The organism is Streptomyces sp. cg35 (assembly GCF_050410835.1).
GTDB lineage: Bacteria > Actinomycetota > Actinomycetes > Streptomycetales > Streptomycetaceae > Streptomyces.
Window position 1 is genome coordinate 7,574,361 of sequence record NZ_CP191268.1, and the last position, 25,964, is coordinate 7,600,324.

Here is a 25,964-nt window from a genome sequence, read left to right on the forward strand (position 1 = left end):
AAGCCGTCATGCCCTGGGTCCGCTTGGACGATCGATTTCCATCGCACCGCAAGGTCGCGCTGCTGTCCGACCGCGCCTTCAGGCTGCACGTCTCGGCGATCTGCTGGTGCGCCGAGAATCTGACCGATGGGCACATCGCCGACCGGGAGCTTGCGCTAGTCGCCCATATCCGCGGGATCAAGGCGACTGCGAAGCAGCTTCAGGAAGCCGGCGTGTGGGACCGCACCGATGACGGCTGGCTGATCCACGACTACTTGGATTACAACCCGTCGCGCGAGCAGGTGCTCCTGGAGCGGAAGAGGAACGCGGAGCGGCAGGAGCGGTTCCGCCGTCGCAAGAACGGCAAGCCGACGCCCCCACCCGAGGGGGATGGTAACGGCGGCAGTAACGGCGTTACGCAGAACGGCGAATCGCACCCGAACGACACGACAGCGACACGACGGCGACACGACGGCGACACGACGGCGCCTCCAAACGAAGCCGAACCGAACGAAGAAGCGCAGGTCACAGAAGTTCGTAACGGCGTTACTAACGGCGCCCCGACCCGACCCGACCCGAACCCCATAGATATGGCTGATGTATCTGGGGAGGGTGCACGTCACGTAGAGCGCGCGAGCGAGCCTGACGGCCCCGCCCCGATCGACGTCGACGGCTTCGAACTCACCGACTCGATGCGCGCCTGGGCGCTACGCACCTTCGGCCCCGGACTCGACCTCGACTACGAGACCGCGCAGTTCATCGATCACTTCCGCGCGAACTGCAGCCGACGCCCCAACTGGCCGGCCGAGTGGCAGAAGTGGATCCGCCGCTCCGCCAAGTTCGCCAGCGAGCGCGCCAACCGGTCCCACCTCAGAGCCGTCTCCGGTGGCCACCAGCCGTACCGCAACCCCACCGACCAATCCGTCTACGACGAGGACTTCTGATGCAGTACATCCCGCCGAACAACCTCCGAGGCCACGACCTCGCCCCGCTGCTCGCCGCCCGCGATCTCGAGGCCGACTGGTTCAACACCAACGACTTCGACGTGCACGCCACCTCGAACGTCGCCCGCTACACGTACTACGAGACGTCGAAGCAGATTCCGTTCCACTACCGGGCCGCCGTTCCCACGCTGCCGCAACTGCACGAGTGGATCGACACCCTCGTCGCCGACGCTCGCGAAGCCCAGGAGGAGCGTGGCGGCCCGATCGCCAGCGTCTTCCACGGCCCGTCGCTGCTGCTCCTCGGCCAGACCGGCGTCGGCAAGACGCACGAGGCCTACGGTGCCGCCCGCGCCCTCGCCGTCTCCGGCGTCTTCGCCCAGTGGCAGGTAACCACCGCGGCCGACTTGTACGCGGCACTGCGCCCCCGCCACGGCATCGACTCGGAGGCCGAGTTCCGCAAGTACCGCGACGCCCGCCTGCTGCTAGTCGATGACCTGGGCGCCGAGCGCAAGCCCACCGAGTTCACCGAGGAGATCAACTTCCGGCTGATCAACCACCGCTACGAGCACCACCTCCCCACCCTCATGACCTCCAACGTCGACCCCAAGGAGCTCGTCAACCGGCTCGGCGACCGCGTCATCAGCCGGCTCGCCGAAATGTGCCAGCGCGTCCCGATGAAGGGCAACGACCGCCGGAGGAACGCCGCGTGACCACCACCGACCTCTGGGAAGCCGACGAAGCCGCAGCCACCGCCGAGCCGACGATGCTCGAGCGGCCCTGCGACCTCGAGGCCGAACGCGTCCTCGCCGCGACCGCCATCATGCAGCCCGCCTGCGTCGACGAGCTCGGAGCCGAAGGCTTCGACCCGGCCGACATCACCACCGACTGGCTGCGCTGGACCTGGTTCGCCGTCGAGGAACTCCGCACCGCCTTCCAGGACGGAGAGCTCAAGCACCTCGCCGTCCACCGCCAGCTCGAGACCTGGCACGCCGAGGGCCGCATGGTCCTGCACGACAACGGCATGAACGTCCGCGTGCCGAGCGCCGACCAGCTCATGCAGCTCACCAACGAAGCCCACTACGGAGCAGCCGCCTGGTACGCCCGCCGCGTCGCCAAGAAGGCCGTCGCCGCCAGGATCATGACCCTCGGGCAGCAGGCCATCCTCAAGGCCACCTCGCCGGCCTTCAACGAGGACACCGACCTTGCCGCCCTCCAGGCCGAACTCGACGGAGCCGCCCGCCCCAGCGACGACGAGAACCTGGCGTCCATCGGCGACCTCGTCGGCGACAGCCTCATCCGCGCCATCACCCCGCCCACCAACGAGCACCGCGTACCCACCGGATTCGTCGACCTCGACCTGCTGCTGTCCGGCGGCTTCACCCCCGGCCAGATGGTCGTGGTCGCCGCCCGGCCAGCCATGGGCAAGTCCACGCTCGCTCAGGACATCGGCCGCGGCGCCGCCATCCTCAACAGCATCCCCACACTGATCGAGTCGCTGGAGATGAGCCGCGACGACCTGTCCGACCGCATCCTGTGCGCCGAGGCGCGCATCCCGCTGCACCACCTGAGGCAAGGCGTCGTCAGCGACGTCGACCTCGCCCGAGGCGCGGCCCGCGTCAAGGAGCGGATCGCCGAAGCCCCGCTGTACATCAACGACGGGGCCCTGCTGTCGCTGCCCGCCCTGCGCGCCCGCATCCGCAACCTGGTGCGCACCAAGGGGCTACGCCTCGTGATCATCGACTACCTGCAGCTGATGCAGGTCGGCCGAGCCGAGAACCGGCAGCAGGCGGTCGCCGACCTGTCCCGCGGACTCAAGCTCCTCGCCAAGGACTTCGACATCACCGTCATCGTCCTGTGCCAGCTGAACCGCGGCCCCGAGCAGCGCACGGACAAGAAGCCGATGGTCTCCGACCTCCGCGAGTCCGGGGCGATCGAGCAGGACGCCGACATCGTGATCCTTCTGCACAGGGAGGACGCCTACGACAAGGAGTCCCCTCGAGCCGGCGAGGCCGACCTGATCGTCGGCAAGCACCGCAACGGGCCAACCGCCACGGTCACCGTTGCTGCGCAGCTGCACTATGCCCGCCTGGTCGACATGCAGGCGGCGTGATGAGCGTCGACTCCGCGGACATCACCGCGATGCGCGAGCAGGGCGACCTGCGCGAGTACCTGCTGTCGCTCACCGGCCGCGCCCCCAAGCCCGAGTCCGCCGCCGCCCCGGAGCCGGCTGCCCCCGACTACGAGATCGCCCACCGCGGTGGCTGGCCCATCGGCACCGCCGCCACCGGCCCGACACCGACGCATGGCCGGTGCGCGTGCATCAAGTGCGAGCAGGCCGCCGTCGTCCAACTGCCCACCCGCCAGGCCCGGAACGAGGAGGCGGCATGACCAGCACGATGGAATGGATCCGCCGCACCTATGACGTGCCCGCCCGGCACGGGATGCGGATCACCTACGACGGCAAGCCCGCCACGATCACCGGCGCGGGCGGCGGGTACATCCGGTTCCGCGTCGACGGCGAGAAGCGCCGCACCATCGGCCACCCGACCTACCGGATCATCTACCCGGCGATTCCGGAGCCGGCCCGCCCCCGCGGCTGGTGCGCCCACTGCATGCAGGACCGGGCGATGACCGCGCGCGGCGTCATGGGCGCCCACCACTGGGGCTACCGCCGCCGCACCAAGTACCGGGTCGAGCGCTGGTCCGAGCGGTGCCCCGGCAGCTACAGCCCGCCGTGGAAGCCGGTGCGGAACCTGACGCACCCCGGTGATTGGCAGGCGCCGTGACGTCCGTTGAGTCCCGCCTGTGTGGCGAGTGGGCGCCGGTGTTCCGCCCGCACCTGCCGCCGGTGGTCGATGGCCGCCCGGTGGTGGATGTGCTGCTGCCAGAGCCGGGTGCGACGGGGACCGGTTTGCCGGAACGGGGCGCGCCTGAAGTGGTATGTACCGCCGCAATCCGGGCGCGCGAGTCGCGGCCTGACGTTCCGTCTCCCTGGTTCAGCCCCCGTGAAGCCGCTCAGGCGGCCCTGAGCCGCCCTGAACCCCTCTCGCCGGAGCCGAGCGGCGACCGGGGGGTGTGTTAGGCCGCCAGAAGGGCGCACAGAGCCTCGACCGTTGCCCGAAGACCGTCAACCAATCCGGGAGAACCCGACATGACCGATACCAACCCCGACGACCGATGGGGCCCAACCCGCCGGCCCAAAGGCCGAATCCGCAACCTCACCCCCGCCGAACTCGCCCTCGCCGACGACCTCCACACCCGAGCCCTCGCCCTGTGGGCCGCATCCGAAGAAGGCCTGTCGATACGCGACGCCGTCGACCTCGCCGCCGTCCAACTCGGCCTCGAAGCACCCGCACCTGACGACGCGCCGCCCACCCCACCCCGACCTTGATCCACCCCAACTCGACTGAAGGGAAAGCCCGATGACTACCGAGACGCCCGAGCCCATCCGCAAGAGCGAACTGCCCTGCATCCCCGCCCCGGAGAACGAGTTCTTCACCTGGTTCCCGCACCCCGGAGGCGGCGGTGACCTGGTACCCGGCCAGATTTCCCGTGGCGTGCAGATCATCCGACCCGTCCGGTACGGCGACTGGCAGCCGGTCGCCCCGGACAGCTGGGCCCCGGAGGCTCCGGGCGGTGACGCGACCGCCCAGTCCGCGCTGCTGTCCCCGACTCCCAGCCGGGTCGTGCGCCGCGACCGGTACTACGCCGCGATCCGCGCAGTCGAGACCGGCATGGACCACGCATCGGTGCTGGCCGTAGCGGAAGAGGTGATGGCCGTCGCCGATATCGAGCACGCCGCCGAGGCCGACGAGCTGCGACGCCTGCTCGCCGCGGAGAACCAGCGGGCCAACGACGCCATCAATCGCGAGGAGGCCGCCGAGCAGGCGGCCCGCGAGGCGCAGGCCACCGTGTGGCGAGAGGCCATGGCCGAGTGCGACAAGGCGGGTGGTGCCTTCGCCGAGCGTGGCGCCACCGATGAAGCCTCCGCCGCCTTCTCGCTGATGGAGACGTTCCTCCGCAAGGCAGGCGAGGCCGAGTATGCGGCAACCCCGTGCACCGGCGTCCCGTGCGAGGACGGCGGCGAGCCGTGCGACACCCACGAGCGGCTCATGGGCCACATCGAGGGCGACCACGAACTCTGCGACCCCGAATGCCCCACCCCGTGACCGCACGCACGCAGCGCCCGGGTCGTAGCCGGGCGCTGCTCCACCCACCCTCGCATCGATCTACGGAGATGACCATGAGTACCGACCCGACCGAGCCCACCACTTGCGCAGCCGAGATCGTTAACGAACACAGCGGCGGCCGCCATCGCTGCACCCTCGAAGCGGGCCACGCTGGCGGCCAGTTCGACGGCGATCACGCGGGCCCAGCCGACGAGAAGGGTGTGCGCTACTGCTGGTCGGACCATGCGGTCGGCGCGGTGCCCCACAGCGCAGCCGGATGCGGCTGCAAGCACCCGGTCGACGAGCACAGCGTGTACGGGTGCGCCAACGGCTGCGGCTGCGAGTGGATGCCGGGGGAGCCCGCCGCGTCGACCCCGCCCGCCGGCCAGAACCTCCGCGACCGTCGCGAGCGGTACGCGGCCGCCCTGAAGAACGTCCGCATGATGCGCGACGGCAAGAACCTCGACCGGCAGATCGACGCCATCCTCGCCGTCGCCGACGCGGAACGCGAGAACGACCGGCTGACGCTGGAGCACGACAGGCGGTACATCGCCCGCCTGCGTGCCGAGAACGAGGGGCTGGACGAAGCGCTGCGGGGTTTGATCTCGGCATCCAAGAAGGACAGTTCCCGCCCGCCCGCCGACCGGGCCGCCGTGCTTCGCGACCTCCTGTGGCGCCTGGGGCAGTCGGCCGGGGACGCCGCCGCCGAGAAGTTCCTCGACGACAACCCCGACCTCCGCCGCATGGCCGACGAGGCGCAGCAGGCGGGGGAGGGCCGATGACCGCCCGCCCGTTCCGGGTGCTCGTCGCCGGAAGCCGCCCGGTGCGTCGGTGGGGGCGCGACGTGACCCCCGTTGCCGTTTCCCGCGCGCACCGTCGTCCGTCAGCGGCCTAACTCCCCGACGAGGCACCCCGGTTACCCCGGGCCCGAGAACGGCCGTCAGAACGCCGCACAGAGCCTCAACCCGAACGACCACCCACACCCAGGAGGAACCCCATGACCGACCGCCCGTACACCGACGACGACCTTCGTGCCGAAGCTGCGCGCGAGATCAAGTACGCCCTCGACAACGTCGACACCGACGGCCTGCTCGAAGCCTCGACCTACCGGCTGACTGACGGCACTGCCTGGGAAGAGCTCGACGAGGACCAGTGGCACACGGCCCTGCGTGCAGTCGACGCCCTCGTCGAAGACGCCGCCGATGTCTCCGAGTGGGCGGTGAACCTCGGCGCCGACGACCTTGAGCCCAGCAGCCACCACGTCGACATCGCTGAAGACCGGCCTCTGGTCCGCATCCACTTCGCATTCCACCCCGATATGCCGGACGACATCCGCCAACGGGTGATCGCCGCAGTCCGCGACGAGACCGCCACCAACTAGCCCCCGGGGCGGTGGTTCCGGCCGCCGCCCCGCACCCGAACGACAGGAGCCGTCATGGCCGCCCCGACCATCACCGACCTCCGCCGCGAGCTGGAGAAGGCCGAAGAGACCCTCATCGCCTGCCTCCGTCACCTCTCCAGCCACGCCGAGATGAACGCCGCCCTCCACTGCTCAGAGCGCGTCATGTACTCCCCGTTGCACGCCAAGGTCGAAGCCACCATCAACGGCCTCGCCCATGCTCGAATGCGAACCGAGGAGCCCGTGCACAACACGATGGCGCGATCCCTCGCGGACACCCAGGACCTCGTCAAGATCCTCACCGATCTCGACCGCTGCCAGCACGGCCGCCACCAGGGCGACCCGTGCGGGCCCGCCGACGACTGTGACGGCACCTCGGCAGGCAACCCGCACCTGCGCCCTGGCCAGGTCATCGGCTACGGCCTGCGCGGCGACGAGATCGTGATGCCCGACCGCGACCACAAGCACAACCCCGCCGCCTGGCGCAGCCGGACGGGAGACCAGTCGTGACACCCGCCGAAGAGATCACCGCCGCAGCCGACAAGCTGCGCGACGCCCGCTTCACCGGAGCCATGACCATGACGCCCACCGTCGCAGCGCTTGTCGCCGCGCGGGAACCGATTGCAACGCTCCTCGAGGGCGTCCTGTCCAGCAACCGTGAAGCCGGTCCCGCGCACGAGGAATGCGATAGCCGGTGCAGCCCCGACACCTGCGACCTCTCCGCAGCCCTCGCCGTTGCCCGCGCGATCAACGGGAGCCAGTCGTGACCCTGATCCGCCCCGTCGAAGTGTCCGACGACCCCCAAGTCACCGCCCTCGTCGAGCTGCTTCGCGCCCGCTGCCACAGCGACACAACCGGCCTGATCATCGACGACCCGCACGTCATCGCCACCCTCGTCGTCGAAGCCCAACGCGCCCGCCGCGCCCGCGCCGAAGCCGCCAACAAATGGATCAACCCGGAAGGGCGGCGCATCCTCAACCGCTGCTACGCCGGCCACGTCCCCGCCGCCATCGTCACCGGCGCACTCATCGCCAAAGCCCGCCGCGACAAGCGACTCCACCTGCTCAAGGAGGAGCCGTGACCGTGAACCTCGCCGGCAAGCCCCTCACCGAAGCCGAACTCGCCATCCTCGCCGGCTCCGCCCACGGCGACACCTACGCCCAGATCGGCCGCACCCTCGGCTACCAGGAGAAGAGCATCGGCAAGATGGCGCTCCGGGCCGCCCGCAAACTCGGCGCCCGCTCCATCACCCAGGCCGTCCACATCGCCACACTCCGCGGACTGATCGGCGCCCACCCCGACTGCGGCAACCGGGCCGCCTACCTCCGCCACCTCCGCCGCGGCGAGATCCCCTGCCCGGCCTGCCGCAACGCCAACGCCGATCACGCCGCACAGCAACGCGCCCACCGGAAGGACGCCGCATGACCGAGCCCCGCACCCTCACCGACGCCGAACTCCTCACCTGGGCTGTCGTGCTCGGCTACCGCGATCAGCGGCAGCGTGACGGCATCACCGTCCTGCTGTCCTCGCTGCCACCCTGCCCCGACTGTGGCGCGAAGGTTCACGACGCCCGCGCCGCCTGGGTTCGCGAGCCCCTTCGCGAAGAGGTCACGATCCACACCGAACCGTGCGGTCATGTGTCCCGGGCCAGCCTCCGCGACCTCGAGCGCATTCAGCCGCACCACACTGCCATGCTCCAGCGCCTCGAGCGCGAGTCGCGGACCATCGGCGAGATCATGCGCGAAGCGCAGGCCCGAGTGGGCGAGGAACCAGCCAGCCCCGTCGTTGGCCACGCCACCATCGGCATCAACGTCACAGCGACCGGAGCGACCCAGCCAGCCGACACGGTCGAGGCGATGCGCGAACGCATCCTCACTGTCGTCGCCGAACTCCGCGCCCAGGCCGCGGAACACGAGACCGGCGTCGACGGCAAACTCCCCATGGACCACCCGATGGCCCTGTGGTGCGACACCGTCACCAACATCGCCTACCAGATCGAGTACGCACTGCGGGCGCCTACGCCGGCCCGGGGTGTCCCGATCGAGGAGCGCCCGTGAAGACCAACGACATCCTCGCCCAGATCAACGACGCCCTCGGGGACTGGACCGTCGGGCCGGACGCCATGCGCAGCCGGCCCGCGGCCGAGCCGCCGCCAGAGGAACCCCAGCCGCCCCGGATGTGGATCGCACCCGTCGGCACCGAGATCGGCGACGAGGGTTGGCAGCAACTCAACGGCATCGGCAGCATCGAGATCGACGGAGACGTCGCCACCGCCACCGTCACCCTGGACACCGAACACCTCGACAACGCCCTCCAGCGCGCCGCCGCCAACATCCGGCGCACAACCGACTTCACCATCAACCCGGCCACCACCAACCCCAACGCCGGACAGCCCGCACCTTTGAGCTGGGGAGAGTTCGCCGCCGCCATCCAGCAGGCAGAAGAGGAACGCGTTCGACGGGCCGCAGAAGCCCTAGCCTGCCTCGCCCGCGCCCTCCAGCGGATCGGAGAGCAGGCCGCGACGTTCCAGCACGCGCCCGAAGCCGAAGACTGCGACGACTGCACCGCCCCCGTCGAGCCGCCGCAGCGCCCACGTCCGCCCCTCCCGCGGCGTGACGGACGCCCGGCATGGCAGACGCCCTACGGGCCCGCACGGAGGCGGTGAACGGCATGCGCACGTCGAGGCCTATCGGGGTAGGAACTCCGCACCTCTCGACCGAAGGAGCATCGTGATCCCAGCTAGCGCCTCGTACAACGCCCTCTTCAAACGAGACGAAGACGGGCCGCAGGAATACTCCAGCCTGCCGGTGATCGCGTGGGACGACGAAGGCCGGGCTCTCGTTGTCGACCTAGAGCGGGGCAAGCTGATGCCGGCTTCCGGCTATAAGGGCTTCGAGCGCCTAGTGGAGGCGGACGAGCGGGCAGTGGCGGCCGTTCCCGGCGCCGGCTGGTCGGCTCTCCTTAAGCGGCCAGACGGCACTACCTACACCGATCCCACCATCGCCTGGCGGATCGACGTCAACGGATACGTAGAAGGCGTTGGCATGAGTTCGCGTGACGGGGTGCGTGACGATCAGTCGCTGATGCCGTACTTCGTTCGGTACCTCGCGCCCGGCGAGGAGCCGGACGTCGGCTAATCCGCCGACGGCACCCGCCCGGCCAGGTTCCGCAACAGATACCGGGCGAAGCCCTCGTCGACCTCCCCGCCGTCCAGCACCGCGGCCAGGAGCAGCATCAGATCCTGGGCATCCTCCAAGGTGAGCAGCGGCAGGAGCGGGGACGGCGGGTCCTCGGCCAGGGGGACGTCGGGGGCGGTGTGATCCATGCACGGCACAACGGGTCGGAGAGCCGGATGTCACGGCCCGCCGCCTAGGGCTAGGTGACAATCTTCAGCGCGGTGTTCGGTATGCCGCGCTCCATCAGCATGTCCCGTAGCCATTTCGCATCCTCGGCGCCCTCGCAGGCGACCTCGACAAGATCGCCCGGTATCGCCGCCGTGATCGTGGTGAAGCGGGAGGCCGGCCCGTGGGCCCGGTACAGGGCCCACCAATTGGCCGCCTCGCGAGGGCAGTAGAGGTTGACCACGACCTCGTTGACCCGCAGGCCCGCCATCAGGCGGCCTGCGCGTACAGGCGGCGGGCCATCTCGGCGAAGTAGCGCTCGCCCTCACCCACGTTGGTGATGCCGGCGTCGATCATGTCGGCGAGGAAGGCGACGAACTGGTACGGAGTCATCGCGTTGATGTGGGCGACGAGGTTCACGTCGGTGCGGTAGCCGTCGATGTGCTTCTCCCAGGAGCGGAGCGCGGCGAAAGCGGTGCGGAAGATGGCCTCACGGTCGGCGTTGTACATGCCCGGGTTGTAGCTGGCTTCGGCGATCAGGTTGATGACGTCGCGGTGACCGTCCACGGCCCACTTCTTGCTGTTGAAGCGGCGGGTGCGCGGGCCGATCTGGAGGTAGGAGCGCATCTCGCGGGCGAAGTTCTGACCCTTGGTGGAGCGGGCGGCGAGCTGCATGACCTTGGCCGCCTTGCACTCGGCGGCGATCAGGCTGTCGGTAGCGGCCTGGGCCGTGTCACCGTCGCCGGTGATGTCGCCGCGGGTGGCACGCCACGTCATGTTCGGGCGGAGGCGGAGGGCGATGTCCGAGGCGGTCCAGGTCACGGCGCTGGTGGCGGTCAGCGCGGTCTCGGTGCCGTCGATGGTGATGGACTGCTCGATCATTTTCGTCTCCCTGCTCCGTCGTTCCCGATGACTACAATTTATAGACCTCTATAACTCGCGTCAAGGGGTCTAGAAAAGAATCTTCAAGAGGTCTAGAGTTCACTCATGACCGGCACCCCCGACGACATCGTCAAGCAGGCCATCGAGCAGGCACTCGCCATCGACGACCCCGCCCTGCGAGGTCGCACAATCACCCGCATCCTCAAGGCGGTTGAAGACGACCCCCGGCTCAAGCAAGCGCGCGAGACCGACGTCCGCGAGCTACGGCAGGACAAGACCCTCAAGGAAGTAGCCGAACTCGTCGAGCTCTCCATCGGGCGCGTCGACCAGATCGCCAAGGGGACCGTCACTGGCCGACGCGCCAAGAAGGCCGACGGCTAACCGACCTGGAAGCGTTGCGATGTCCCTGCCCGGGGAGGACGCTGAACGCGACGAGAGGAGCACCCCATGGGCTGGGTCGATCCGCGGTACATCCCGGCCCTCGAGCAGGACTGGCGCTACGGGCGACTGCTCAACCTCACCCGGCGGCTCCTGGAGGCGCGCATGCCCAGGTGCGGCAACTGCAGCGGCGGGACCATCACCGTCCGGGACGCCGACGGGAACGAGACCACCGTGCAATGCGGGCAATGCGGCGGGACCGGGGAGATCGGCACGCCCGTCGACAACGAGGACGACGGGCGGGCCGGCGGGCGGTAGATCAGCCCACGTCCGGCAGCTGCTCATCCGCAGGCGGCGATGGAACCACCTCGAGCCCGGCCGCCTTCCGCGCCTCGCTGCGAGGATTGCTCACCAACCTCTGGACCGTGTTCGGCCGCAACCCCAACCGCTGCGCCATCACCTCGCATGGCACCCCACGCCGATGCGCCGCTTCCAACGCCAGGTTCCGGCGCAGAATCAGCCTCGCCCTCGCCGCCCTCCCCGCCACCCGCCGCTCCAACACCGCCGCCAGCCACAACTGGACCTGGCCGGCTAAGCGATCCCAGCTCTCCCGCATGACGCCCCCCAATGACTGCAACGACCAGCAGTTGAGCGTTCACGGTCAGGCGGAACCGGGGCCACCGCAAGGGCGCAGCACGGCGCACGGCAGCGCCCCCGCTTCCGTATCAGGCGGAAGCAGGGGCGCAGAGGGATCTATCTACTCGCCGGGGATGTCCTGCCAGATCCGAGCCGCCAACAGATCCACCTCATCCTGCGGCAGACCCCGCTTCACCGCGATCGTCACCACCTTGCCGTCCGGCAACGACGCCTCACGCATCTCCGTATCGAACGGACCCGGCACCGGCTCCTCAGGCATGACCACCCCTCTCGACGACTACGGTCAAGCTAACGACGGACAGGGGCAGTCGGTAGCGGGACTCACCGTGGGGAGCGCGCCAGCCCGGCCGGCGGTGACAGCCGGTAGCGATCAGGCTCGCCAGCATTCCCGCCCGCTTGCCTGCCAGCTGCCTCACGCGCGAAACACGGCGAGCAAGCCAGGAGGCTTGCCCTCTTCGAGGGATGAATTTTCCAGGCCAGCACTCTTCTAGGTAACCGTCTTCTTAGAAGAACTCCCAGATTCAGAAGTCCCATCCGGCAGGACTCCTGCCAAGCGGGACTCCTGAAAACCTCACCCCGGAGCAGGCGGCCTGAGCAGCAGAGACAGACCTTGCGGAGTGTCACTTACCGCAGTCGTCGTCCGCCACTTGCCGTCCTCACTCTTCGTCCTCACGTGGGCCACGAGGCCAGCCTCCCGAAGCTCCTTCAGTGCGGCGCGGACCGCGTACTCGCCCTCGCCCTTGCCGCCCGCCTTCTCGTGGAGCTCGACCAGCCGCTTAGTCGTCACGTCAGCGCCGTCCGGGTAGGAGAGCAGCGTCAGCAGCAGCCCCTTCGCCTTCAGGCTCAGCGTGTAGTTGCGGGCGACATGCTCGTTACTAACGGGCGTCCAGCCGCCGGACTTGGGCCGCGAACGGTGCGTCCTCACAGGCCGGCCGATCGCTGGCGGCAAGGAGGCTTCATCGGTATGGTCATGCGCAGTGCCTTACTCTTCAGATGGGTACGAACGCAGCGGGGTGATGACCCGCTCGATACGCAAGATGGCCGGACGGTGGGCACCGTCCGGCCTCTGCTTTTTGCTGACAATTCTAGTGGTTCAAGGGGCCCAAGTGGGCTGATCAGAGGGCCTGTTGGGGACTAGATCGCGCTCTGCGCATCCCGGCCAAGCCCCCGCACCTGCTGCGCGAAAACCTCCAGCCGATCCGCGAACACCGCGGCCTCCGCCGGCGACATGACGAACGGCTCCGAACCGTCATCCACCACCACGTAAGGGCTGCGGGTGGCAGCGTCGTCGCCGAACGGATCCGAGCCCAGACGGGCATGCGCGAGCAGGCGGTAGCCGGGACCGCCCGGGATCACCAGATCCGTCATCTCGCCGGCATGCTCCAGATCCTCCAGGAAGCGGACCGACTCGATCATGTGGTCGGCGGTGCACCACGCGGGACACTCCAGATGCACGCGCTGGCCATTCACCAACGCCGGACGCAGACGAGGAGCAGCCTCGCCCATCCGCGAACCCTCATCCGCGTTGCTTAACCGCGATTCGGGATGTACTACAGTCATCAGTGAAGCCTTCTCTCTGGTAGGAGCAGGTTGACTCTGATCAGCGAGTTCGCGCTCGCTGGTTGAACCGGCCGGACGGTTGCACCCGTCCGGCCGTTCGCGTTCCCCAGGCACTGCCTGTGGCCTGGGAAGAACCTAGACGATGCTGACGACGGCCCAACTCCGTGCAAGGGCCCGCTAAGTACCTCGTTCGAGTGAACGCATTACAGATCTGGCCTCGACGCTCGTGTCACTTCCACAAGAGGTACGTCCTGCGCGTTTGCGGCAAGTAGGCGACGCCCCATTTCACCGCCGACGGGCCCAGAAACTGTTCCCAAGACCCGCGGTGGCGGCGAGCGTTGTTGGCGGAGAATCATCGGCGAGTGTCTTCTTATCGACGGTCTGAACCTACCGGCCCGCCAGGCCGCACCGTCGAGAACCGGAACTCGAAGATCTCGGAGGATCTCACCGATCCTCGGAGCAGCTCACTGAACCTCACTCGGTGGGGGCGGGGCAGGACGGCTGGAAAGCGTTGGGATCGGTACTTCACTGCGGGTCGATCGGTGTGCGGTACTGGCGGAGGCAGAGATTGCCGGGCTCGACGAAGCTCTGTACCTCAAGTACGTGGCCGTCGCCGTCGAGGACCTGGCGGAAGACGTTCATGACGGCGACCTCCTCGGGGATCTGCAAGAGCAGCAGCTCAGCGGTCGTTGGCGGCCGGACTGTGATCTGGTCCAGGGCCTCTACCGGGATGCCGGCTCCGCCTTGTAGGCGCCGATACGTGGTGGTGATCCGTATCGGGCGGTTGTCAGCCTGTACGAGTGACTCCTGCCGCTGCACGACCTCCCCATGATCCGTGGCGAGGGCTTGTGCGACGCGACGTGGTGGAGCGATCTCGCCGGCGGCTATCTCTGTTGTGACGTGCTGGTTCTCGTCGTCGAGGTGCTGGGGTGCAGGCGAGGTGACGTAGACGGCGGCCCCGCTGCGGCCGACGGCGAACCCTTCCGATTTCAGAATGCGGAGGCCGCGCTGGACGGTGACGTTCGAGGTGTTGAACTGGGTGCAGAGGTCTGCCGTGGAAGGGATGCGGGAGCCGGTGGGCATGTCGCCGGCCATGATCAGAGGGCGCATCTCGGCGGCCATTCGTTGGGCGACGCTGCGGCCATCCCTTGCGATCGGGTCGAGCTGTGGCTGCAGCGGCTCCTCGCGGGGCGGCGGCAGGAGTGCGAGTACCGCCGCCGTGTTGTGGGTGTGATTGTGGATCGGCTGCTCGCCTCGGATGGCTTCGATCTCGGCTTGGGCGGCTTCGGCCCTGGTGCCGAACCACTCGAAGTCGCGGGTCGCGACCTCGGGCCACCAGGTCTTATCCGCCGCGTGGGCCTTCATTCGCTCCTTCGGCTCGTTACTCATGCCGACGTAGAGGAGGCGATCGTTCTCGTCGTAGAGGCGGTAAAGCGCCGTGCGCTCAGGGGAATCGGGCATGGATGTCCTCTCGTCGCGTCAGTGACTTCACGCACAGCCACTCGCTGACTACGAAACCGTAGCTCTCTAGAGCAATTGAAGCTAGCCCTCATGCGATATCCGCCCAAGAAGGGCATTGACCAGCAGATATCTAGAGCGGGTAGCGTTGCTCTAGATGAATCCGTCCGAAGGAGAGCCCGTGTCACGCACGCCCGGCGAGCGGCCGAAGTACAGAGGGGTCGCCGACGACCTGCGCGAGCGGATCCAGGCCGGCGAGTTCGACGCGGATCGCAAGCTGCCCTCCGAGCGCAAGCTCGCCGAGCGGTACGGCATGCACCCGATGACTATTCGCCAGGCGCTGGCCGTCCTCCGCGATGAAGGGCTCCTTGAGTCCCGGGTCGGTTCCGGCTGGCACCTCGCAGAGTGGCGCCCCATCGTCCGCAACGCCCTCAAGCGCCTGTATCCCGACCAGTGGGGCGAGGCGCGTTCGATGTGGGAGGTCGACATCGAGGGGCGTCGCATGCAAGTCGACGACCTCACCGTGCAGTTGGCCCGCGTTCCGGACGACGTGGCGCGCGTCCTGGAGGTCGAAGAAGGCCTCAAGGTCTGGATCCGGGATCGTCGGTACTTGGTCGACTCGGTGCCGGTGATGCGCGCTACGGCGTACATCCCGGACGAGTTCGCCAGGGGGACCCGCATTACCGAGCTTGATACGGGCGACGGCGGCGTCTATGAGCGCTTGCGTGAGGCTGGGCACGGACCTCTCGGCTTCAGTGAGCAGGTGCGTTGCCGATTGGCGGTCTCCCGAGAGGTCGACGACCTCTCCTTGCCTGCAGGGGCTCCGGTCATCGAGCAGCATCGATCCGCCAAGCGGCCGGATGGGCGAGTGGTTGAAGTCAGCCGCATGATTCTGGACGCGTCGAAGTTCTTGCTGGTCTACGACTACAAGGGCTGACCTGCTGATTTGAGCCCCCTCCAGTACAGGAGGGGGCTTTTTGCATGGCTCGATTTCCGTGAATCTCTCTAGGTAGCCTTGATTGCTCTAGGGAGGTCTGCTTCTATCTAGGTGTCCACCCCAGTCGACCGCAGGGGAGCGCCTAGTGACGCCTGTCTCCGTCGCCCCCACGGGCGACTACCTGACCACCGGAGAGGTCGCCGACTTCATCCGCAGCACCACTCAGCACGTGCGCCAACTCATCAGCTCCGGCCGGCTCGCGGCGATCGACATCGCTAAGAGCGGCGACGGGCGCCCCCGATTCCGTATCGCCAAGACGGAGCTCGACCGCTTCCTCCTCGAAGCGGCCGTCGCCCCGACGCTCAGCGCCGAGGAGGCCGCCTGATGTCCACCCCGACTCTGTCCCCCGCGGACGTGGCTGCGCATGTTGCCGCGTCTCATGTCCGCGAGATCCTCGCGTCGTTCCCGGCGGGTCATCCGCGTGGCAGTTGGCCGGCAGAGGAGGAGGCGGCGCGGTTGAGGGCGGCTGGTACGCCGGCGACGGTGCGGATGAGCCTCTCCGGTGATCGTTTCCTCGTCGTCCCGGCCTAGGCCCCCTGTCTGGTCGCGGGCTGCGGGGATGTCCTTCCCTGGCCTCCGTGGTCCGCGGCTTCCAACTCTCTGCCCGACCAGCCCATCACCCCGTTGATTCGAGAGGACTCGCGCATGACGCAGCAGGAGTACGAGAAGGAGCAGGCCGAGCTGGCGCAGATGCACGCCGATTACGAGGCCATGGACCAGGCCGAGTACGAGCAGTTCATGGCCGAGCTCGACGCCCGCGACAACGAGTGACCGGGGAGAGGCGATGGCGAACTGGCCGAACAAGACGATCCCCGAGCTGACCGATGCGGAGCTGGTGGCCGCGATCGAGGAGCACCAGTTCAGCTCGGATCGTGTCACGCGGCAGATCGTTCAGGGCTGCATCCGTGAGTGGGAGCGCCGTAACGGTCTCTCCGACGACTCCTAGCAGTGCAGGCCCGGGTCACCCCGGGCCCGCACCAACCCCGGCTCTGGCTGGGTGGGTGGCGTCCGGCATTCGTCCCCCCGGTTGCCGGCCGCCTCCCATCCGTCCAGCACCACCCCCAATTCAACTTCGTGGCCCTGCTTGTGGGCCGTCATGCCTGAAAGGAGTCCGTCATGAGCCTGTTCACTCCGAAGTACCCGACGTCACCCACGCCTGGCGCCACCGCCCTTCCCCAGAAGCCCCAGAGCGCCGGTAGCACCCCTCAGGCGCAGCCCACGCCCTCTCCCGGTACCGGTGGCACCACCCAGGCGCAGCGTGAGTCGAGCGAGAAGTACAGGCAGCGGAAGGCCGCTCGGGAGGCCCGCCGGAAGCAGGTCGTCAGTGCGGGCACGATGCGCCGCAAGGGTCGCACTGTGGTCCTCGAAGGCGACTGGCAGTTGGCCACCGACAAGGTGCCCACCGGCAACCTCAAGGACCAGGTGTTCCGGGGCAAGGTCGGCGATCTGACCGTCAAGGACTTCCACGCCCTGGCGACGAACCACGGCCCGAACTGCCGCTGCCCCCTCAGTCGCTGACGCCCCCATCCCACGCCCATCGAGTTGAAAGGTTCTGCCCGCCATGTCCGAGATCGCCGAGACCATCCGCTACACCGCCGACGTCGTCCTGCTCACCCCGAACCGCACCGCCGGTCCGCTGCCGTTCGATGTCCTGCTGATCGAGCGCGGCTGGGCCCCGTTCGAGGGCCGGTGGGCTCTGCCGGGCGGGCACGTCGACAAGGGCGAGACGTCCCGTGCGGCGGCAGCCCGTGAGCTGGCCGAGGAGACCGGCATCGAGGTCGACCCGGCCGCGCTCAAGCAGCTGGGCGTGTACGACGCCCCGGGCCGTGACCCGCGCGGCCGGTACGTGACCGTCGCCTACACGCTCATCGTCGACCGGACGTCACCCACGGCTGGTGACGATGCCCGTGCGGCCCGGTGGTTCCCACTGAACGAGCTGCCGCAGCTGGCCTTCGACCACGCCGACATCCTCGGCGACCTCGCCGTCGCCACCGCGTAGCCCAGCCCCCAATCCCGCTGACCTCAGGAAGGACACACATGCCCCTCTTCGACTGGCTGCAGATCGGCAAGGGCGACGTCACCATCACCTGCCGCAACTGCAAGCGCCGGTACACCGTCGACCCCAGGGCTATGCAGCAGACGGCTGACCAGCACCGGTGCGGCAGGACCACGAAGAACGCCGGCCGCTAGATCCACCATCCCCTTATCCCTGCGTCCTTGAGAGGACACCGCTATGTCTCCGTTCATCAGTTCTGGCGATCTGGGTGCCACCGAGATCGGCAAGCAGGCTCGTAGGTCGACGCTGGTCGTCGATCTGCTGGCGGACCAGTTCGGCGATGACCTGACCCGGGCCCTGTACCGGGAGACCACGTACAACGTGCCGGACGACCAGCGGTCGACGTGCCCGGTGCACCAGGACTGGACGCGCAGCTGCCTGGACCTGCACGTCGGGCGGGCCGCCTGATGTGGGGGCGCGAGCCGGAGGAGAAGGCCGCCCGCTGTTACGGCCACAACCGCTGATCGTCTCAGCCCCGGCATCCATGCCGCGAGGGAGCCGAGTCGACGCCGGCCCGGGGCGCGCACCGAAACCAATCCACACGACAGGAAGGGATCTTCTGATGGCTGGTCTGACGCGAGACGACTACCAGTTCCTGGCCGGTGAGGCCGTGTATGCGGCGATCGAGCGGCGTGAGGTGGCGGATGTTCCGGCCGCCGTGAGCGAGGCGCTGGCCGCCGCCAACGCCGAGTACGAGAAGGACAACAAGAAGTAGCCCCCGGCCCCGGTCCGGTTCCACGACGTATGCCGCAAGTGCAGGCCGGGGCGCGCACCGCATACCCACATCCAATCCGATGCCAGTGTCCCGTCACCCGATATGAGAGGACCCGATCATGCCCCGACGTGCAGCTGTCACGCACATACAGACCGGAGCGGAACGTGCTGCAGGTGATCCCGGCCGCAGCTACAACGAGGAGCACGTGGAGCGCATGAAGCGGTTCGACGAGCACCTCGAAAAGCGGCGGCAGGAGAACGAGGCGTACCTGAACGAGGTGCTGGGCCGACGCCGCCGATAGCCGCCGCCGCGCAGCCGGTAGTTACTCCGGCTGACCAGCCTGCCCTCAGCTCGATCCGCCGGATCTTGCACGCCCGGCGGTGAGAGGTGAGGTGCAGACCCCACCATCCATCTCCAACCCGAGAGGACATTGCATGCCGAAGTGGAAGCTCTCCGCCATCAGCAGGTCGGGCAAGCAGGTCAATCCGCTGGGTGGCTCCAGCGACAGCATCACGGTCTACGACAAGGCCGACCTCGACCGCCGTGTCTCGGCCGCGAAGGACGACCCGCGGGACCTGGACGTCCGGGTCGAGCGCCTGAGCTGACCGGAAGGAGGCCTGATGAAGCTTCTGGCTGAGCCGTTCTGCTGCCCGGAGGCGGAGAGGCACCTGCACCTGCATGAGGGCGGCGCGAACTACCCCTGCGTGTGGTGCATCGAGCACGCCGAGAAGAAGTCGATGTTCGGTTCGTGCAAGGACGACTGATCTGAGAGGAGGAATCGATGTCGAAGGCGACCGAAGTACCGAGGGGCGAGTGCAAACTCTGCTGGCCCTGCTCGAAGACGCACCGCAGCTTCCTCGGTATCGGCGAGAAGCCGTGTGCCTGCGAAGGCCACGTCAACGGCTGCCCGCCCAACATGATCCAGCGCTAACCCACCCCTATCTACCTGGAGGGAGGCCGCCATGAAGCGGCTCGTCCTGTGGTCGCTGTTGGCGGCCTTCCTGTTGATCGTCGGCGTGTGGCCGGCTGTCGGCGACTTCGTAGGCGCGACGCTCGGCCTGGTCTTCACGGGCGCGTTCCAGCTGCTGGCTCAGCCGGCCGTGTTCGGGCTGGCGGTCGTGCTGCTGTTCGTGGCGCACCGGAACCGGCAGGCCTCGACTTCGAAGAAGCAGGTGGCCTGATGCCGCTGACCTTTCGCAAGAGCTTCCGGATCTTCCCCGGCGTCCGGCTCAACATCAACCGCAAGTCCTGGTCGGTGACTTACGGCTTCGACAGTGGGCCGAAGCACACCCGCAGTTCGACCGGCCGTCGCACCACGTCGATGGACCTGCCTGGCCCCTTCGGCTGGCGCAAGACCACGACCCGGCGCAGCAGGCGGGGTGAGTGACGTGGGTTTCCTCCTCTACCTGCTGTCCGTGGTCTTCGTTTCTTCGATCGGCCTATTGGCCGTGAAGGTCTCGCTCGTGGTGGGGGCGCCGAAGCCGTTCGCCATCACGGTGGGCGTGATCGTCGGCGCGGTCGTCGGCCACTACGTCGTCAAGTTCACCACTCCTGCCGCCGAGCGCGGCTGAGCCCGAGAGGACACCGATCATCGTGACCGCCGTATCCGTCGAGAAGAAGGTCAACGGCACGCCGAAGACCTCGCCTGAGCCCCGGTTCGATCCGGTGGCGCTGGCCGAGGCGGAGGCGATCCGAACACGGGCCACCGCTGAAGCCGACGCGGCCCGCATCAAGGCCGAGGGTGAAGCCGAGGCCGAGAAGATCCGCGCCGCCGAAGACGCGGAGAAGCAGCGGCTCGCCAACGAGCGCGCGGCGATGCGCCTGGAGAAGGACAAGGTCAACCACGACGCCTACGTCGCGAAGAAGAACACCGAGATCGCCAAGTCCAATGCCGAAGCCGACGAGATCAACAAGTCGGCAGCGGACAAGGCCGAGCGGGAAGCGAGCCAGCTCGCCGACCAAGAGCGCTCCGAGCAGTACTGGAAGTGGGGGGCGCGCGGCATCTACGCCGTCGGCCTGATCATCGCCGCGCCCGTGCAGTTCATGCACTTCTGGGACCGCGAGCGGCCGTTCCTCGTCGCCGCGCCCGCGCTCCTGGAGGGCCTGGCCCTGGTGCTCGCGTTCGGCGCTGCCTGGGCGGTCGCCCACCGCCGGGACGTCACCCCGTACCGGATCGGCATCATGCTCGGCGCCCTCATCGCTGCCGGGATCAACCTCTACGGCGGGATGGTCGACGAACGGATCGGCTTCAACGCTGGCCTCATCGGGGCGATCGCCTCGCTCGGCGGGCCGATCGTTCTCATGACCTACGAGCGGGGCATCGCGCAGAAGGCCGACGGCGAACCGTCCCGGCGCGAGAAGAAGGCGGCCGCTAAGGAGGCCGCGGCGAAGGCGGCTGCGGAAGAGAAGTCGCGCGCCGAGAAGCAGGCCGCCGAGGCGAAGGCCGCGGCCGACAAGAAGATCGCCGAGGAGCGGGCGGAGGCCGAACAGAAGCGGCGCGACGACGACCGGCGAAAGCACCACCCCGAAGCGTGGGAGGTCGCCGACTCGATCCGATCAGCGCGCGGTTCGGCGGTCGTCACCGAGCAGATCTGGGCCGAAGCCTGGTACCGCGTGAAGGGCTTCAAGCAGGTCGGCGTCGACCTCGACCTCGACATGCAGACGCGCGCCGCAGACGCCCGCGCGAAGACCGCCGAACAGGCCCCCGTTCTCGGCGCGATGTCGCTGATCAATTCCCAAATCAGGGGGCGCCGCAAGAAGGACCCGAACGAGCCCGACGGACGCCGGAACAACGGCGGAACCCCGCCCATCCGTAAGCCCGGCGACACCCAGCCGTACAGCCCCCTCGCCCGTCGCCAGATCGGCGTCGAGCGAGCCACGCGAGGAGCCGAGGAGGCAACCGAATGACAGGCCTTACCTACGTCCTCCTACACCCCGGCTTCTGTGCCGTGAAGGTTGGTTTCAGTACGCCGAAGGCGACGCGACTGACCGACTTCGGGCGTGACGGATGGCAGGCGTACCGCACCCTCGAAGTCACCTCGCACGGCATGGCTCGGCGGATAGAGCAAGCCGCTCTCTTCGAGATCCGGTTCCGCAGGTTCATCCCGCCGTACTTGTCGCGGAACGAGATGTCCCTCTGCGGCTGGACTGAGACCTCAAGCCTCGGTCTGATCTCGGTGCGCGACGTCTGGGACGTCGTCTGCGAGCAGGCGGGTCTCATCCAACTCTCGCCGCACCTGACTGGTCCGCCCGACGGGCGTCGCAGGAACGGCGGAACCCCGCCCCGCCGCGTCCGGGGTGACGCCCTCCCGAACAGCCTCATGGCCCGGACCCAGGCGCGCCTGGAGCAAGTAGCAACTAACACGACGCTGAAGGACACGAAGTGAGCATAGAGAGGATCCCCAGCACGCCGGACCCGGAGTGGGAGCGGTTCATCTCCGGCCACCTCAACGCCTCCGACGCGGAGCCCGCGCTCGCGTCCGCCCGGCCAGCCACCGACCCGATGGGGGACACTCCGCTGACGCCCGCGTGGGCGCGCAGCAAGACCGGCTGGAAGAGCCGTACCGCAGTCGGCCGGCTCAACTCCACCCGTCGGTTCCGGAAGTGGATCCGACGCCAGCGCACCGAACACGGCCACGCCGCCCAGACCTTCCGAGGCCTGCGCCGCACCTTCTTGTGGATCCAGGGCACGGAGGGGGCTCAGGTCACCGCGGCCCGGCACGAGATCCTGCACACGCAGCGCGACTACAAGTCTGCGAAGTGGGCGCACGATCGACGTCTCATCCCCGGCAAGGAGAAGGACAGGCGCCGCAGGGAGATGGGGGACGCGTTCGACCACTCGGTGAAGGCGATGAGCCGTTACCGGTCCACGCAGCGTGAAGCCCGCCTCAAGCGTGCTGTGCGCGGTGCGATCGTCGTCGCGCCTGCGGTGGCTGCCGAAACCGTGGGGTTGGAGCTGCTCGGGGCGCCCGGTGGCCTCGGCGTGACCGGGGCGGCGCTCGCCGCCCTCACCCTGATCGGCCGGCGCACGAGCGCGGGCGAGTTGTACGCCGACCGCGACGCGAAGATTGGTAACGGGGACCGGATGACCGACGAGATGGTCAACCGCGTCTACCGCAGCGCCAAGGTCATCGCGGCGGACGACGAGGTCAGGCTGCTGTCGCCTTGCACGCTCACCGCGGACGGCTCCGCCTGGGAGGTTCGCCTTGAACTCCCCGACGGCATACCTGCGTCGAAGGCTCTCGGGGCGACGCCGCAACTGGCGAACGGGTTCGGTGTCAGCGTCCAGCAGGTGTCGCAGGCCAAGGGTGCGCGGGAGGACTGGCTGACTCTACGAGTCACGCTCAAGATCCCGTTCACGGGTGAGGTCCACAAGGGGCCGCTCCTGACCGCGGAGAAGGCCAGCCTGTGGGATCCCGCCCCGATGGCAGTGTCTGAGCGTGGCGACGTCGTGGCCGTGGAGTGGTTCGAGAAGACCGCCCTGTTCGGCGGCGAACCCGGGTCAGGCAAGTCGGCGGCGGCGAACAATCCGCTGCTGTTGGCAGCTCTGGACGTGCGCGCCGATCTGTACCTGGCCGACGGCAAGGGTGGCTTCGACCTGTCGCCGTTCGAGCCCATTGCCCAGATGATCGATACCGCAGGGGATCCGGAGGTGCTGCTCGCGATCCTCCGGCACGTGTGGGAGGTGGTCCTCCCCGGGCTGAAGCAGGTCGTGAAGGACCACCGGGTGCGGAAGTTCTCCCGGGCGTTGGCCGCCGAGGACAAGCGGGTGCGCTGGACGGTCCTGTTCATCGACGAGTGGGCGTCCTACATGGCGGCCGCCACCCCGGAGCAGCAGAAGGAGCTGGAGCGGCTCCTGCGGCTGATCACGCAGCAGGGTCGCGCCTACGCCGGGATCGTCATCGCGGCGACGCAGAAGCCCGACTCGGCCGCCGTGCCGACCGGCATCCGCGACATCCTGTCGACGCGCTGGGCGGGTCGCTGCATGACCCCCGAGGCGTCCGACACCATCTTGGGCAAGGGGCGGGCATCGGCCGGCTACAACGCACAGCGGATCCTCAAGTCCCAGCGCGGTGTCGGCTTCCTGCAGACCGGTGAAACCTCGGAGCCCGAACTCTCGCAGTCGTTCTTCTACGACGACGACGAGGTCGATGTGATCCTGCGCAGGGCCTACAGGCTGCGCGCGGAGGCCGGCGTTCTACCGGTTCTGGTCGAGGCCGAGGCCACGATCCTCGATCACATGATCAAGGCGGCTTCCGTCACCGGACGCGGAGTTGTCACCCGCGCTGAACTGTTCGCCCACCTCGCGACCGTCGACGCGGAGTACGTGCGCCTCGACGAGGAGAGCGACAACGCGTACAACGCCCGCGTCGGCAGGCTCCTCGCCGCCGCCATGGCCGACGAAGGCGTCACCGCAGAGGCGGTGAAGGTCTCCACCAGTGATGGCGGCCGGTCGATGGGCTATCGGCTCGAAGACCTCAACGACGCCCGATAGATCCCGCTTTGACCCTGGACAAGAGCCTGGACAGAGCCCGGACCAGCCTGGACAAGAGGGCCCGACCCTGGACAGTCCAGTCCAGCCTCACCCCGGTCGAGTCCACGCTCTGTCCAGGCTCCCACCTGCAAGAACGCGCCCCTGTCCACGCTCTGTCCAGGCAACGACAACACCTCAACCCCACCCAAGGAGAAGCAATGCAGATCAGCGACGACGGCATGGACCACAAAGACCTTGCCGTCACCCTCGGCATCGGCCTGGTCGCCATGATGCGCGGCGGGCGACTCACCACCCGACAGAAGCGCATCCTCGACCGCCGCGTCCGGAACGCGCACGCCCGCGTCAACAAGGCCAACGACGACCGCTAGGGAGACCCACCCCATGCCCACGCCGCCGCCCGAGCCGCGCCCGACCATCACGGACGGGCAGCGGCTTCCCTACCCGACCCACGACAGCCTGGAGAGGGCGATTCGCGAGGCTGCCGCCGCGGTAGCCGAAGACCTGCCGCCGACCTCATACAAGGACGAATCGGCGACCCCGAAGATCGGTCAAGCTCCGCCCGCCGAGCAGCCCGGCCGCCCGCCGATGAGCCAGAAGGCCGTCGACGACAGCGCCCGCATGCTCAGCGCCTCCGTGCTCACCGTCGCCCTAGGGGGCGCCATCTCCGGCGTCCTGTACGTCTCCGTCAAGGCGGACCCCGTCGTTGTCGGGCTCATCGCCGCCACTCCGCCAGCGGCGCTCCTTTCGCTGCGGAGCCTCACCAAGAGCATCAAGCGACTCGTCCCAGACCAGCACCACCACCACTACGAAGCGCCCGTCACCCAGGACAACCGGCAGGACCACAGCAGGAACAAGGCGTTCGGAATCGTCGCCAACAACAACCCCAAGGAGAAGCCGTGACCATCACCAGCCCCGAGACCGTCGACGTGCAGGCCCTGCGTGAACGGGCGATAGGCCTCGGCGTCGAAGCCCTCAAGTGCCACCGCGCGGGCGCGCACACCGCGGCCGTCGTCCAGATGTCCTACGACGCGATCCTCGAAGCACAGGAGACCGCGGGCATCGGGGCAGAGGTCGCGGCCGCGGTCGACGTCCGGTTCGCTGCCTACCTGCTCAGCTGCCAGAACCCCCGCTTCGTCCAGACGATCGCGTTCGACGGCGACCTGGCCCACCCGGAGAACATGTTCGGCGAGAAGGTGGCGGCGTGATCACACTCCCCGCCCCGAAGCGCCTCATCGCCCACGCCACGGGCACGGTTGCGGCGCTCGGCGTCATCGTCGGCGGCGCCCACGCGGCCGGCCTCCCCGACAGTGCTGCCGCCGCTGCCGGAGGACTCGCGATCGGTGCCGCAGCCGTCGCGACCGCCGTCAACACCCGCCCGAAGGAGTCCCGATGAGCCTCGCGACCGAACCCCGCACGAGTGCTCTCACTCCGAGCCAGGAGCAGCGTCTCCTCGACCAGCACATCGACCCTGATCATGTGGCGTGGTGGCATCCCCGCCGCGGTGTCGACGACGGCCTGATGCGGGCCTGGCGCGGCATCTCCCTCATGGGCCTGCCCTACGCCCAGCCCGGCCTGGAACCCGAAGACGCGGCGTGGGTCGAGGACATGCCGTGCGAAACCCTGTACGTCCTCGGCCACGACCTGCCCACCGACCAGGTGCTCGCCGCGGTCGCCGCGCACGCCGCATGGGGACACCAGCAGCCGCAGCAGCTGCGCGACCTCGGACCGACCGACCTTGTCGAGGGTTGGGCGGACATCCTGCGGCACCGGCGCTACGGCTGCGGAGACCCGGCCGGCTGCCCGGACATGGAGGCCGTCTCCATCCTCGACGCCGACCCCGGCGACTACCTCGTCGTCCCCGTCACCCGCATCCACCGGCCCGAGACGCATTCTGCGCCAGAGGCTGCCTGGTCCAGCAGCCTGCAGTAGGAGGAT

The 25,964-nt window shown here is 68.4% G+C and carries 49 protein-coding genes; 42 read left to right on the forward strand and 7 right to left on the reverse strand.

Annotated elements, in window-relative coordinates; translation table 11 throughout:
- The first annotated feature begins 8 nt into the window (after positions 1-8).
- The 16 genes from ACQUQD_RS34765 (at position 9) to ACQUQD_RS34840 (ending at position 9,628) form a co-directional block, all read left to right on the forward strand.
- Positions 9-923 carry a hypothetical protein gene (locus tag ACQUQD_RS34765; RefSeq protein WP_428956155.1) on the forward strand — a complete coding sequence of 305 codons (915 nt, stop codon included), beginning with the start codon at positions 9-11 and terminating at the stop codon, positions 921-923.
- Complete coding sequence (locus ACQUQD_RS34770; protein ID WP_428956156.1) at positions 923-1,633, forward strand: ATP-binding protein; 711 nt, start codon at positions 923-925, stop codon at positions 1,631-1,633. The genes ACQUQD_RS34765 and ACQUQD_RS34770 overlap by 1 nt, the downstream gene beginning before the upstream one ends.
- Positions 1,630-3,033: a replicative DNA helicase gene (locus tag ACQUQD_RS34775; protein WP_428956157.1), complete on the forward strand. Its 1,404-nt coding sequence runs from the start codon at positions 1,630-1,632 to the stop codon at positions 3,031-3,033. Before ACQUQD_RS34770 ends, ACQUQD_RS34775 begins: the two co-directional genes overlap by 4 nt.
- Entirely contained in the window at positions 3,033-3,311 is a 279-nt protein-coding gene (locus tag ACQUQD_RS34780; RefSeq protein WP_428956158.1) for a hypothetical protein, read from the forward strand. The genes ACQUQD_RS34775 and ACQUQD_RS34780 overlap by 1 nt, the downstream gene beginning before the upstream one ends.
- Complete coding sequence (locus ACQUQD_RS34785) at positions 3,308-3,709, forward strand: hypothetical protein (protein WP_428956159.1); 402 nt, start codon at positions 3,308-3,310, stop codon at positions 3,707-3,709. The genes ACQUQD_RS34780 and ACQUQD_RS34785 overlap by 4 nt, the downstream gene beginning before the upstream one ends.
- Positions 3,710-4,074: 365 nt before the next feature.
- Positions 4,075-4,314, forward strand: coding sequence for a hypothetical protein (locus ACQUQD_RS34790; RefSeq protein WP_428956160.1), 240 nt, complete (start codon positions 4,075-4,077; stop codon positions 4,312-4,314).
- Between the two features lie 31 nt (positions 4,315-4,345).
- Positions 4,346-5,092, forward strand: a complete 747-nt coding sequence (locus ACQUQD_RS34795) for a hypothetical protein (protein WP_428956161.1) — start codon at positions 4,346-4,348, stop codon at positions 5,090-5,092.
- Positions 5,093-5,166: 74 nt separating this feature from the next.
- Positions 5,167-5,874, forward strand: coding sequence for a hypothetical protein (locus ACQUQD_RS34800; protein WP_428956162.1), 708 nt, complete (start codon positions 5,167-5,169; stop codon positions 5,872-5,874).
- Positions 5,875-6,089: 215 nt separating this feature from the next.
- A complete protein-coding gene (locus tag ACQUQD_RS34805) occupies positions 6,090-6,473 on the forward strand; it encodes a hypothetical protein (protein WP_428956163.1) in 384 nt (127 codons plus the stop codon).
- 54 nt (positions 6,474-6,527) lie between these two features.
- Positions 6,528-7,001: a hypothetical protein gene (locus ACQUQD_RS34810; RefSeq protein ID WP_428956164.1), complete on the forward strand. Its 474-nt coding sequence runs from the start codon at positions 6,528-6,530 to the stop codon at positions 6,999-7,001.
- Positions 6,998-7,258, forward strand: a complete 261-nt coding sequence (locus ACQUQD_RS34815; protein WP_428956165.1) for a hypothetical protein — start codon at positions 6,998-7,000, stop codon at positions 7,256-7,258. The genes ACQUQD_RS34810 and ACQUQD_RS34815 overlap by 4 nt, the downstream gene beginning before the upstream one ends.
- On the forward strand, positions 7,255-7,572 hold the full coding sequence (locus ACQUQD_RS34820) for a hypothetical protein (protein WP_428956166.1): 318 nt from the start codon (positions 7,255-7,257) through the stop codon (positions 7,570-7,572). The genes ACQUQD_RS34815 and ACQUQD_RS34820 overlap by 4 nt, the downstream gene beginning before the upstream one ends.
- Positions 7,569-7,916: a LuxR C-terminal-related transcriptional regulator gene (locus ACQUQD_RS34825; RefSeq protein ID WP_428956167.1), complete on the forward strand. Its 348-nt coding sequence runs from the start codon at positions 7,569-7,571 to the stop codon at positions 7,914-7,916. The genes ACQUQD_RS34820 and ACQUQD_RS34825 overlap by 4 nt, the downstream gene beginning before the upstream one ends.
- Positions 7,913-8,548: a hypothetical protein gene (locus ACQUQD_RS34830; protein WP_428956168.1), complete on the forward strand. Its 636-nt coding sequence runs from the start codon at positions 7,913-7,915 to the stop codon at positions 8,546-8,548. Before ACQUQD_RS34825 ends, ACQUQD_RS34830 begins: the two co-directional genes overlap by 4 nt.
- On the forward strand, positions 8,545-9,156 hold the full coding sequence (locus ACQUQD_RS34835; protein ID WP_428956169.1) for a hypothetical protein: 612 nt from the start codon (positions 8,545-8,547) through the stop codon (positions 9,154-9,156). Before ACQUQD_RS34830 ends, ACQUQD_RS34835 begins: the two co-directional genes overlap by 4 nt.
- Before the next feature lie 64 nt (positions 9,157-9,220).
- The gene (locus tag ACQUQD_RS34840) at positions 9,221-9,628 is read left to right on the forward strand and encodes a hypothetical protein (RefSeq protein ID WP_428956170.1); all 408 of its coding nucleotides are present in this window, start codon (positions 9,221-9,223) and stop codon (positions 9,626-9,628) included.
- On the opposite strand, the gene ACQUQD_RS34845 is transcribed toward ACQUQD_RS34840, so the two are convergent.
- From ACQUQD_RS34845 to ACQUQD_RS34855, 3 genes are read right to left on the reverse strand one after another with little or no spacing between them, the layout of a single operon-like run.
- On the reverse strand, positions 9,625-9,816 hold the full coding sequence (locus tag ACQUQD_RS34845; protein ID WP_428956171.1) for a hypothetical protein: 192 nt from the start codon (positions 9,814-9,816) through the stop codon (positions 9,625-9,627). The genes ACQUQD_RS34840 and ACQUQD_RS34845 overlap by 4 nt on opposite strands.
- Before the next feature lie 50 nt (positions 9,817-9,866).
- Positions 9,867-10,103: a hypothetical protein gene (locus tag ACQUQD_RS34850; RefSeq protein WP_428956172.1), complete on the reverse strand. Its 237-nt coding sequence runs from the start codon at positions 10,101-10,103 to the stop codon at positions 9,867-9,869.
- Positions 10,103-10,714: a hypothetical protein gene (locus ACQUQD_RS34855; protein WP_428956173.1), complete on the reverse strand. Its 612-nt coding sequence runs from the start codon at positions 10,712-10,714 to the stop codon at positions 10,103-10,105. Before ACQUQD_RS34855 ends, ACQUQD_RS34850 begins: the two co-directional genes overlap by 1 nt.
- Positions 10,715-10,819: 105 nt before the next feature.
- Here ACQUQD_RS34855 and ACQUQD_RS34860 point away from each other — a divergent pair, with 105 nt between their 5' ends.
- Positions 10,820-11,095: a hypothetical protein gene (locus tag ACQUQD_RS34860; RefSeq protein WP_428956174.1), complete on the forward strand. Its 276-nt coding sequence runs from the start codon at positions 10,820-10,822 to the stop codon at positions 11,093-11,095.
- Between the two features lie 66 nt (positions 11,096-11,161).
- Positions 11,162-11,410 carry a hypothetical protein gene (locus ACQUQD_RS34865; protein WP_428956175.1) on the forward strand — a complete coding sequence of 83 codons (249 nt, stop codon included), beginning with the start codon at positions 11,162-11,164 and terminating at the stop codon, positions 11,408-11,410.
- Positions 11,411-11,849: 439 nt separating this feature from the next.
- On the opposite strand, the gene ACQUQD_RS34870 is transcribed toward ACQUQD_RS34865, so the two are convergent.
- From ACQUQD_RS34870 to ACQUQD_RS34885, 4 genes are all read right to left on the reverse strand, one after another.
- Entirely contained in the window at positions 11,850-12,008 is a 159-nt protein-coding gene (locus tag ACQUQD_RS34870; protein WP_428956176.1) for a hypothetical protein, read from the reverse strand.
- A 312-nt stretch (positions 12,009-12,320) separates the two neighbouring features.
- A complete protein-coding gene (locus ACQUQD_RS34875; RefSeq protein WP_428956177.1) occupies positions 12,321-12,674 on the reverse strand; it encodes a hypothetical protein in 354 nt (117 codons plus the stop codon).
- Between the two features lie 209 nt (positions 12,675-12,883).
- A complete protein-coding gene (locus tag ACQUQD_RS34880; protein WP_428956178.1) occupies positions 12,884-13,255 on the reverse strand; it encodes a DUF6907 domain-containing protein in 372 nt (123 codons plus the stop codon).
- 579 nt (positions 13,256-13,834) lie between these two features.
- On the reverse strand, positions 13,835-14,770 hold the full coding sequence (locus ACQUQD_RS34885) for a GntR family transcriptional regulator (protein ID WP_428956179.1): 936 nt from the start codon (positions 14,768-14,770) through the stop codon (positions 13,835-13,837).
- Positions 14,771-14,948: 178 nt separating this feature from the next.
- Between ACQUQD_RS34885 and ACQUQD_RS34890 the strand changes: the two genes are divergently transcribed.
- From ACQUQD_RS34890 to ACQUQD_RS35005, 24 genes are all read left to right on the forward strand, one after another.
- The gene (locus tag ACQUQD_RS34890) at positions 14,949-15,704 is read left to right on the forward strand and encodes a GntR family transcriptional regulator (RefSeq protein WP_428956180.1); all 756 of its coding nucleotides are present in this window, start codon (positions 14,949-14,951) and stop codon (positions 15,702-15,704) included.
- A gap of 145 nt (positions 15,705-15,849) precedes the next feature.
- Complete coding sequence (locus tag ACQUQD_RS34895; RefSeq protein ID WP_428956181.1) at positions 15,850-16,089, forward strand: helix-turn-helix domain-containing protein; 240 nt, start codon at positions 15,850-15,852, stop codon at positions 16,087-16,089.
- A gap of 320 nt (positions 16,090-16,409) precedes the next feature.
- Entirely contained in the window at positions 16,410-16,535 is a 126-nt protein-coding gene (locus ACQUQD_RS34900) for a hypothetical protein (protein WP_428956182.1), read from the forward strand.
- A 13-nt stretch (positions 16,536-16,548) separates the two neighbouring features.
- Complete coding sequence (locus ACQUQD_RS34905; RefSeq protein ID WP_428956183.1) at positions 16,549-16,710, forward strand: hypothetical protein; 162 nt, start codon at positions 16,549-16,551, stop codon at positions 16,708-16,710.
- Positions 16,711-16,880: 170 nt separating this feature from the next.
- On the forward strand, positions 16,881-17,282 hold the full coding sequence (locus tag ACQUQD_RS34910) for a hypothetical protein (RefSeq protein ID WP_428956184.1): 402 nt from the start codon (positions 16,881-16,883) through the stop codon (positions 17,280-17,282).
- 43 nt (positions 17,283-17,325) lie between these two features.
- Entirely contained in the window at positions 17,326-17,763 is a 438-nt protein-coding gene (locus ACQUQD_RS34915; RefSeq protein ID WP_428956185.1) for an NUDIX domain-containing protein, read from the forward strand.
- A gap of 38 nt (positions 17,764-17,801) precedes the next feature.
- Positions 17,802-17,954, forward strand: a complete 153-nt coding sequence (locus tag ACQUQD_RS34920; RefSeq protein ID WP_428956186.1) for a hypothetical protein — start codon at positions 17,802-17,804, stop codon at positions 17,952-17,954.
- A 43-nt stretch (positions 17,955-17,997) separates the two neighbouring features.
- Positions 17,998-18,228 carry a hypothetical protein gene (locus ACQUQD_RS34925; protein ID WP_428956187.1) on the forward strand — a complete coding sequence of 77 codons (231 nt, stop codon included), beginning with the start codon at positions 17,998-18,000 and terminating at the stop codon, positions 18,226-18,228.
- Between the two features lie 154 nt (positions 18,229-18,382).
- Positions 18,383-18,535: a hypothetical protein gene (locus tag ACQUQD_RS34930; protein WP_428956188.1), complete on the forward strand. Its 153-nt coding sequence runs from the start codon at positions 18,383-18,385 to the stop codon at positions 18,533-18,535.
- Between the two features lie 118 nt (positions 18,536-18,653).
- Positions 18,654-18,836 carry a hypothetical protein gene (locus ACQUQD_RS34935; protein ID WP_428956189.1) on the forward strand — a complete coding sequence of 61 codons (183 nt, stop codon included), beginning with the start codon at positions 18,654-18,656 and terminating at the stop codon, positions 18,834-18,836.
- Positions 18,837-18,969: 133 nt separating this feature from the next.
- On the forward strand, positions 18,970-19,140 hold the full coding sequence (locus ACQUQD_RS34940; protein ID WP_428956190.1) for a hypothetical protein: 171 nt from the start codon (positions 18,970-18,972) through the stop codon (positions 19,138-19,140).
- Between the two features lie 15 nt (positions 19,141-19,155).
- On the forward strand, positions 19,156-19,299 hold the full coding sequence (locus ACQUQD_RS34945) for a hypothetical protein (RefSeq protein WP_428956191.1): 144 nt from the start codon (positions 19,156-19,158) through the stop codon (positions 19,297-19,299).
- Between the two features lie 17 nt (positions 19,300-19,316).
- The gene (locus tag ACQUQD_RS34950; RefSeq protein WP_428956192.1) at positions 19,317-19,466 is read left to right on the forward strand and encodes a hypothetical protein; all 150 of its coding nucleotides are present in this window, start codon (positions 19,317-19,319) and stop codon (positions 19,464-19,466) included.
- Between the two features lie 31 nt (positions 19,467-19,497).
- The gene (locus ACQUQD_RS34955; protein WP_428956193.1) at positions 19,498-19,716 is read left to right on the forward strand and encodes a hypothetical protein; all 219 of its coding nucleotides are present in this window, start codon (positions 19,498-19,500) and stop codon (positions 19,714-19,716) included.
- Positions 19,716-19,922 (forward strand): DUF4236 domain-containing protein, encoded by a 207-nt coding sequence (locus tag ACQUQD_RS34960; protein WP_428956194.1) that lies wholly within the window; start codon positions 19,716-19,718, stop codon positions 19,920-19,922. Before ACQUQD_RS34955 ends, ACQUQD_RS34960 begins: the two co-directional genes overlap by 1 nt.
- Complete coding sequence (locus ACQUQD_RS34965) at positions 19,915-20,106, forward strand: hypothetical protein (RefSeq protein WP_428956195.1); 192 nt, start codon at positions 19,915-19,917, stop codon at positions 20,104-20,106. The genes ACQUQD_RS34960 and ACQUQD_RS34965 overlap by 8 nt, the downstream gene beginning before the upstream one ends.
- A gap of 22 nt (positions 20,107-20,128) precedes the next feature.
- A complete protein-coding gene (locus tag ACQUQD_RS34970) occupies positions 20,129-21,442 on the forward strand; it encodes a hypothetical protein (RefSeq protein WP_428956196.1) in 1,314 nt (437 codons plus the stop codon).
- Complete coding sequence (locus tag ACQUQD_RS34975) at positions 21,439-21,921, forward strand: hypothetical protein (RefSeq protein ID WP_428956197.1); 483 nt, start codon at positions 21,439-21,441, stop codon at positions 21,919-21,921. Before ACQUQD_RS34970 ends, ACQUQD_RS34975 begins: the two co-directional genes overlap by 4 nt.
- Positions 21,918-24,029 carry an ATP-binding protein gene (locus ACQUQD_RS34980; RefSeq protein WP_428956198.1) on the forward strand — a complete coding sequence of 704 codons (2,112 nt, stop codon included), beginning with the start codon at positions 21,918-21,920 and terminating at the stop codon, positions 24,027-24,029. The genes ACQUQD_RS34975 and ACQUQD_RS34980 overlap by 4 nt, the downstream gene beginning before the upstream one ends.
- Before the next feature lie 197 nt (positions 24,030-24,226).
- Positions 24,227-24,397: a hypothetical protein gene (locus tag ACQUQD_RS34985; RefSeq protein WP_428956199.1), complete on the forward strand. Its 171-nt coding sequence runs from the start codon at positions 24,227-24,229 to the stop codon at positions 24,395-24,397.
- A gap of 13 nt (positions 24,398-24,410) precedes the next feature.
- Positions 24,411-24,929 (forward strand): hypothetical protein, encoded by a 519-nt coding sequence (locus ACQUQD_RS34990; protein WP_428956200.1) that lies wholly within the window; start codon positions 24,411-24,413, stop codon positions 24,927-24,929.
- The gene (locus ACQUQD_RS34995) at positions 24,926-25,234 is read left to right on the forward strand and encodes a hypothetical protein (protein ID WP_428956201.1); all 309 of its coding nucleotides are present in this window, start codon (positions 24,926-24,928) and stop codon (positions 25,232-25,234) included. The genes ACQUQD_RS34990 and ACQUQD_RS34995 overlap by 4 nt, the downstream gene beginning before the upstream one ends.
- The gene (locus ACQUQD_RS35000) at positions 25,231-25,422 is read left to right on the forward strand and encodes a hypothetical protein (RefSeq protein WP_428956202.1); all 192 of its coding nucleotides are present in this window, start codon (positions 25,231-25,233) and stop codon (positions 25,420-25,422) included. The genes ACQUQD_RS34995 and ACQUQD_RS35000 overlap by 4 nt, the downstream gene beginning before the upstream one ends.
- Entirely contained in the window at positions 25,419-25,958 is a 540-nt protein-coding gene (locus ACQUQD_RS35005; protein WP_428956203.1) for a hypothetical protein, read from the forward strand. The genes ACQUQD_RS35000 and ACQUQD_RS35005 overlap by 4 nt, the downstream gene beginning before the upstream one ends.
- Positions 25,959-25,964 lie beyond the last annotated feature (6 nt).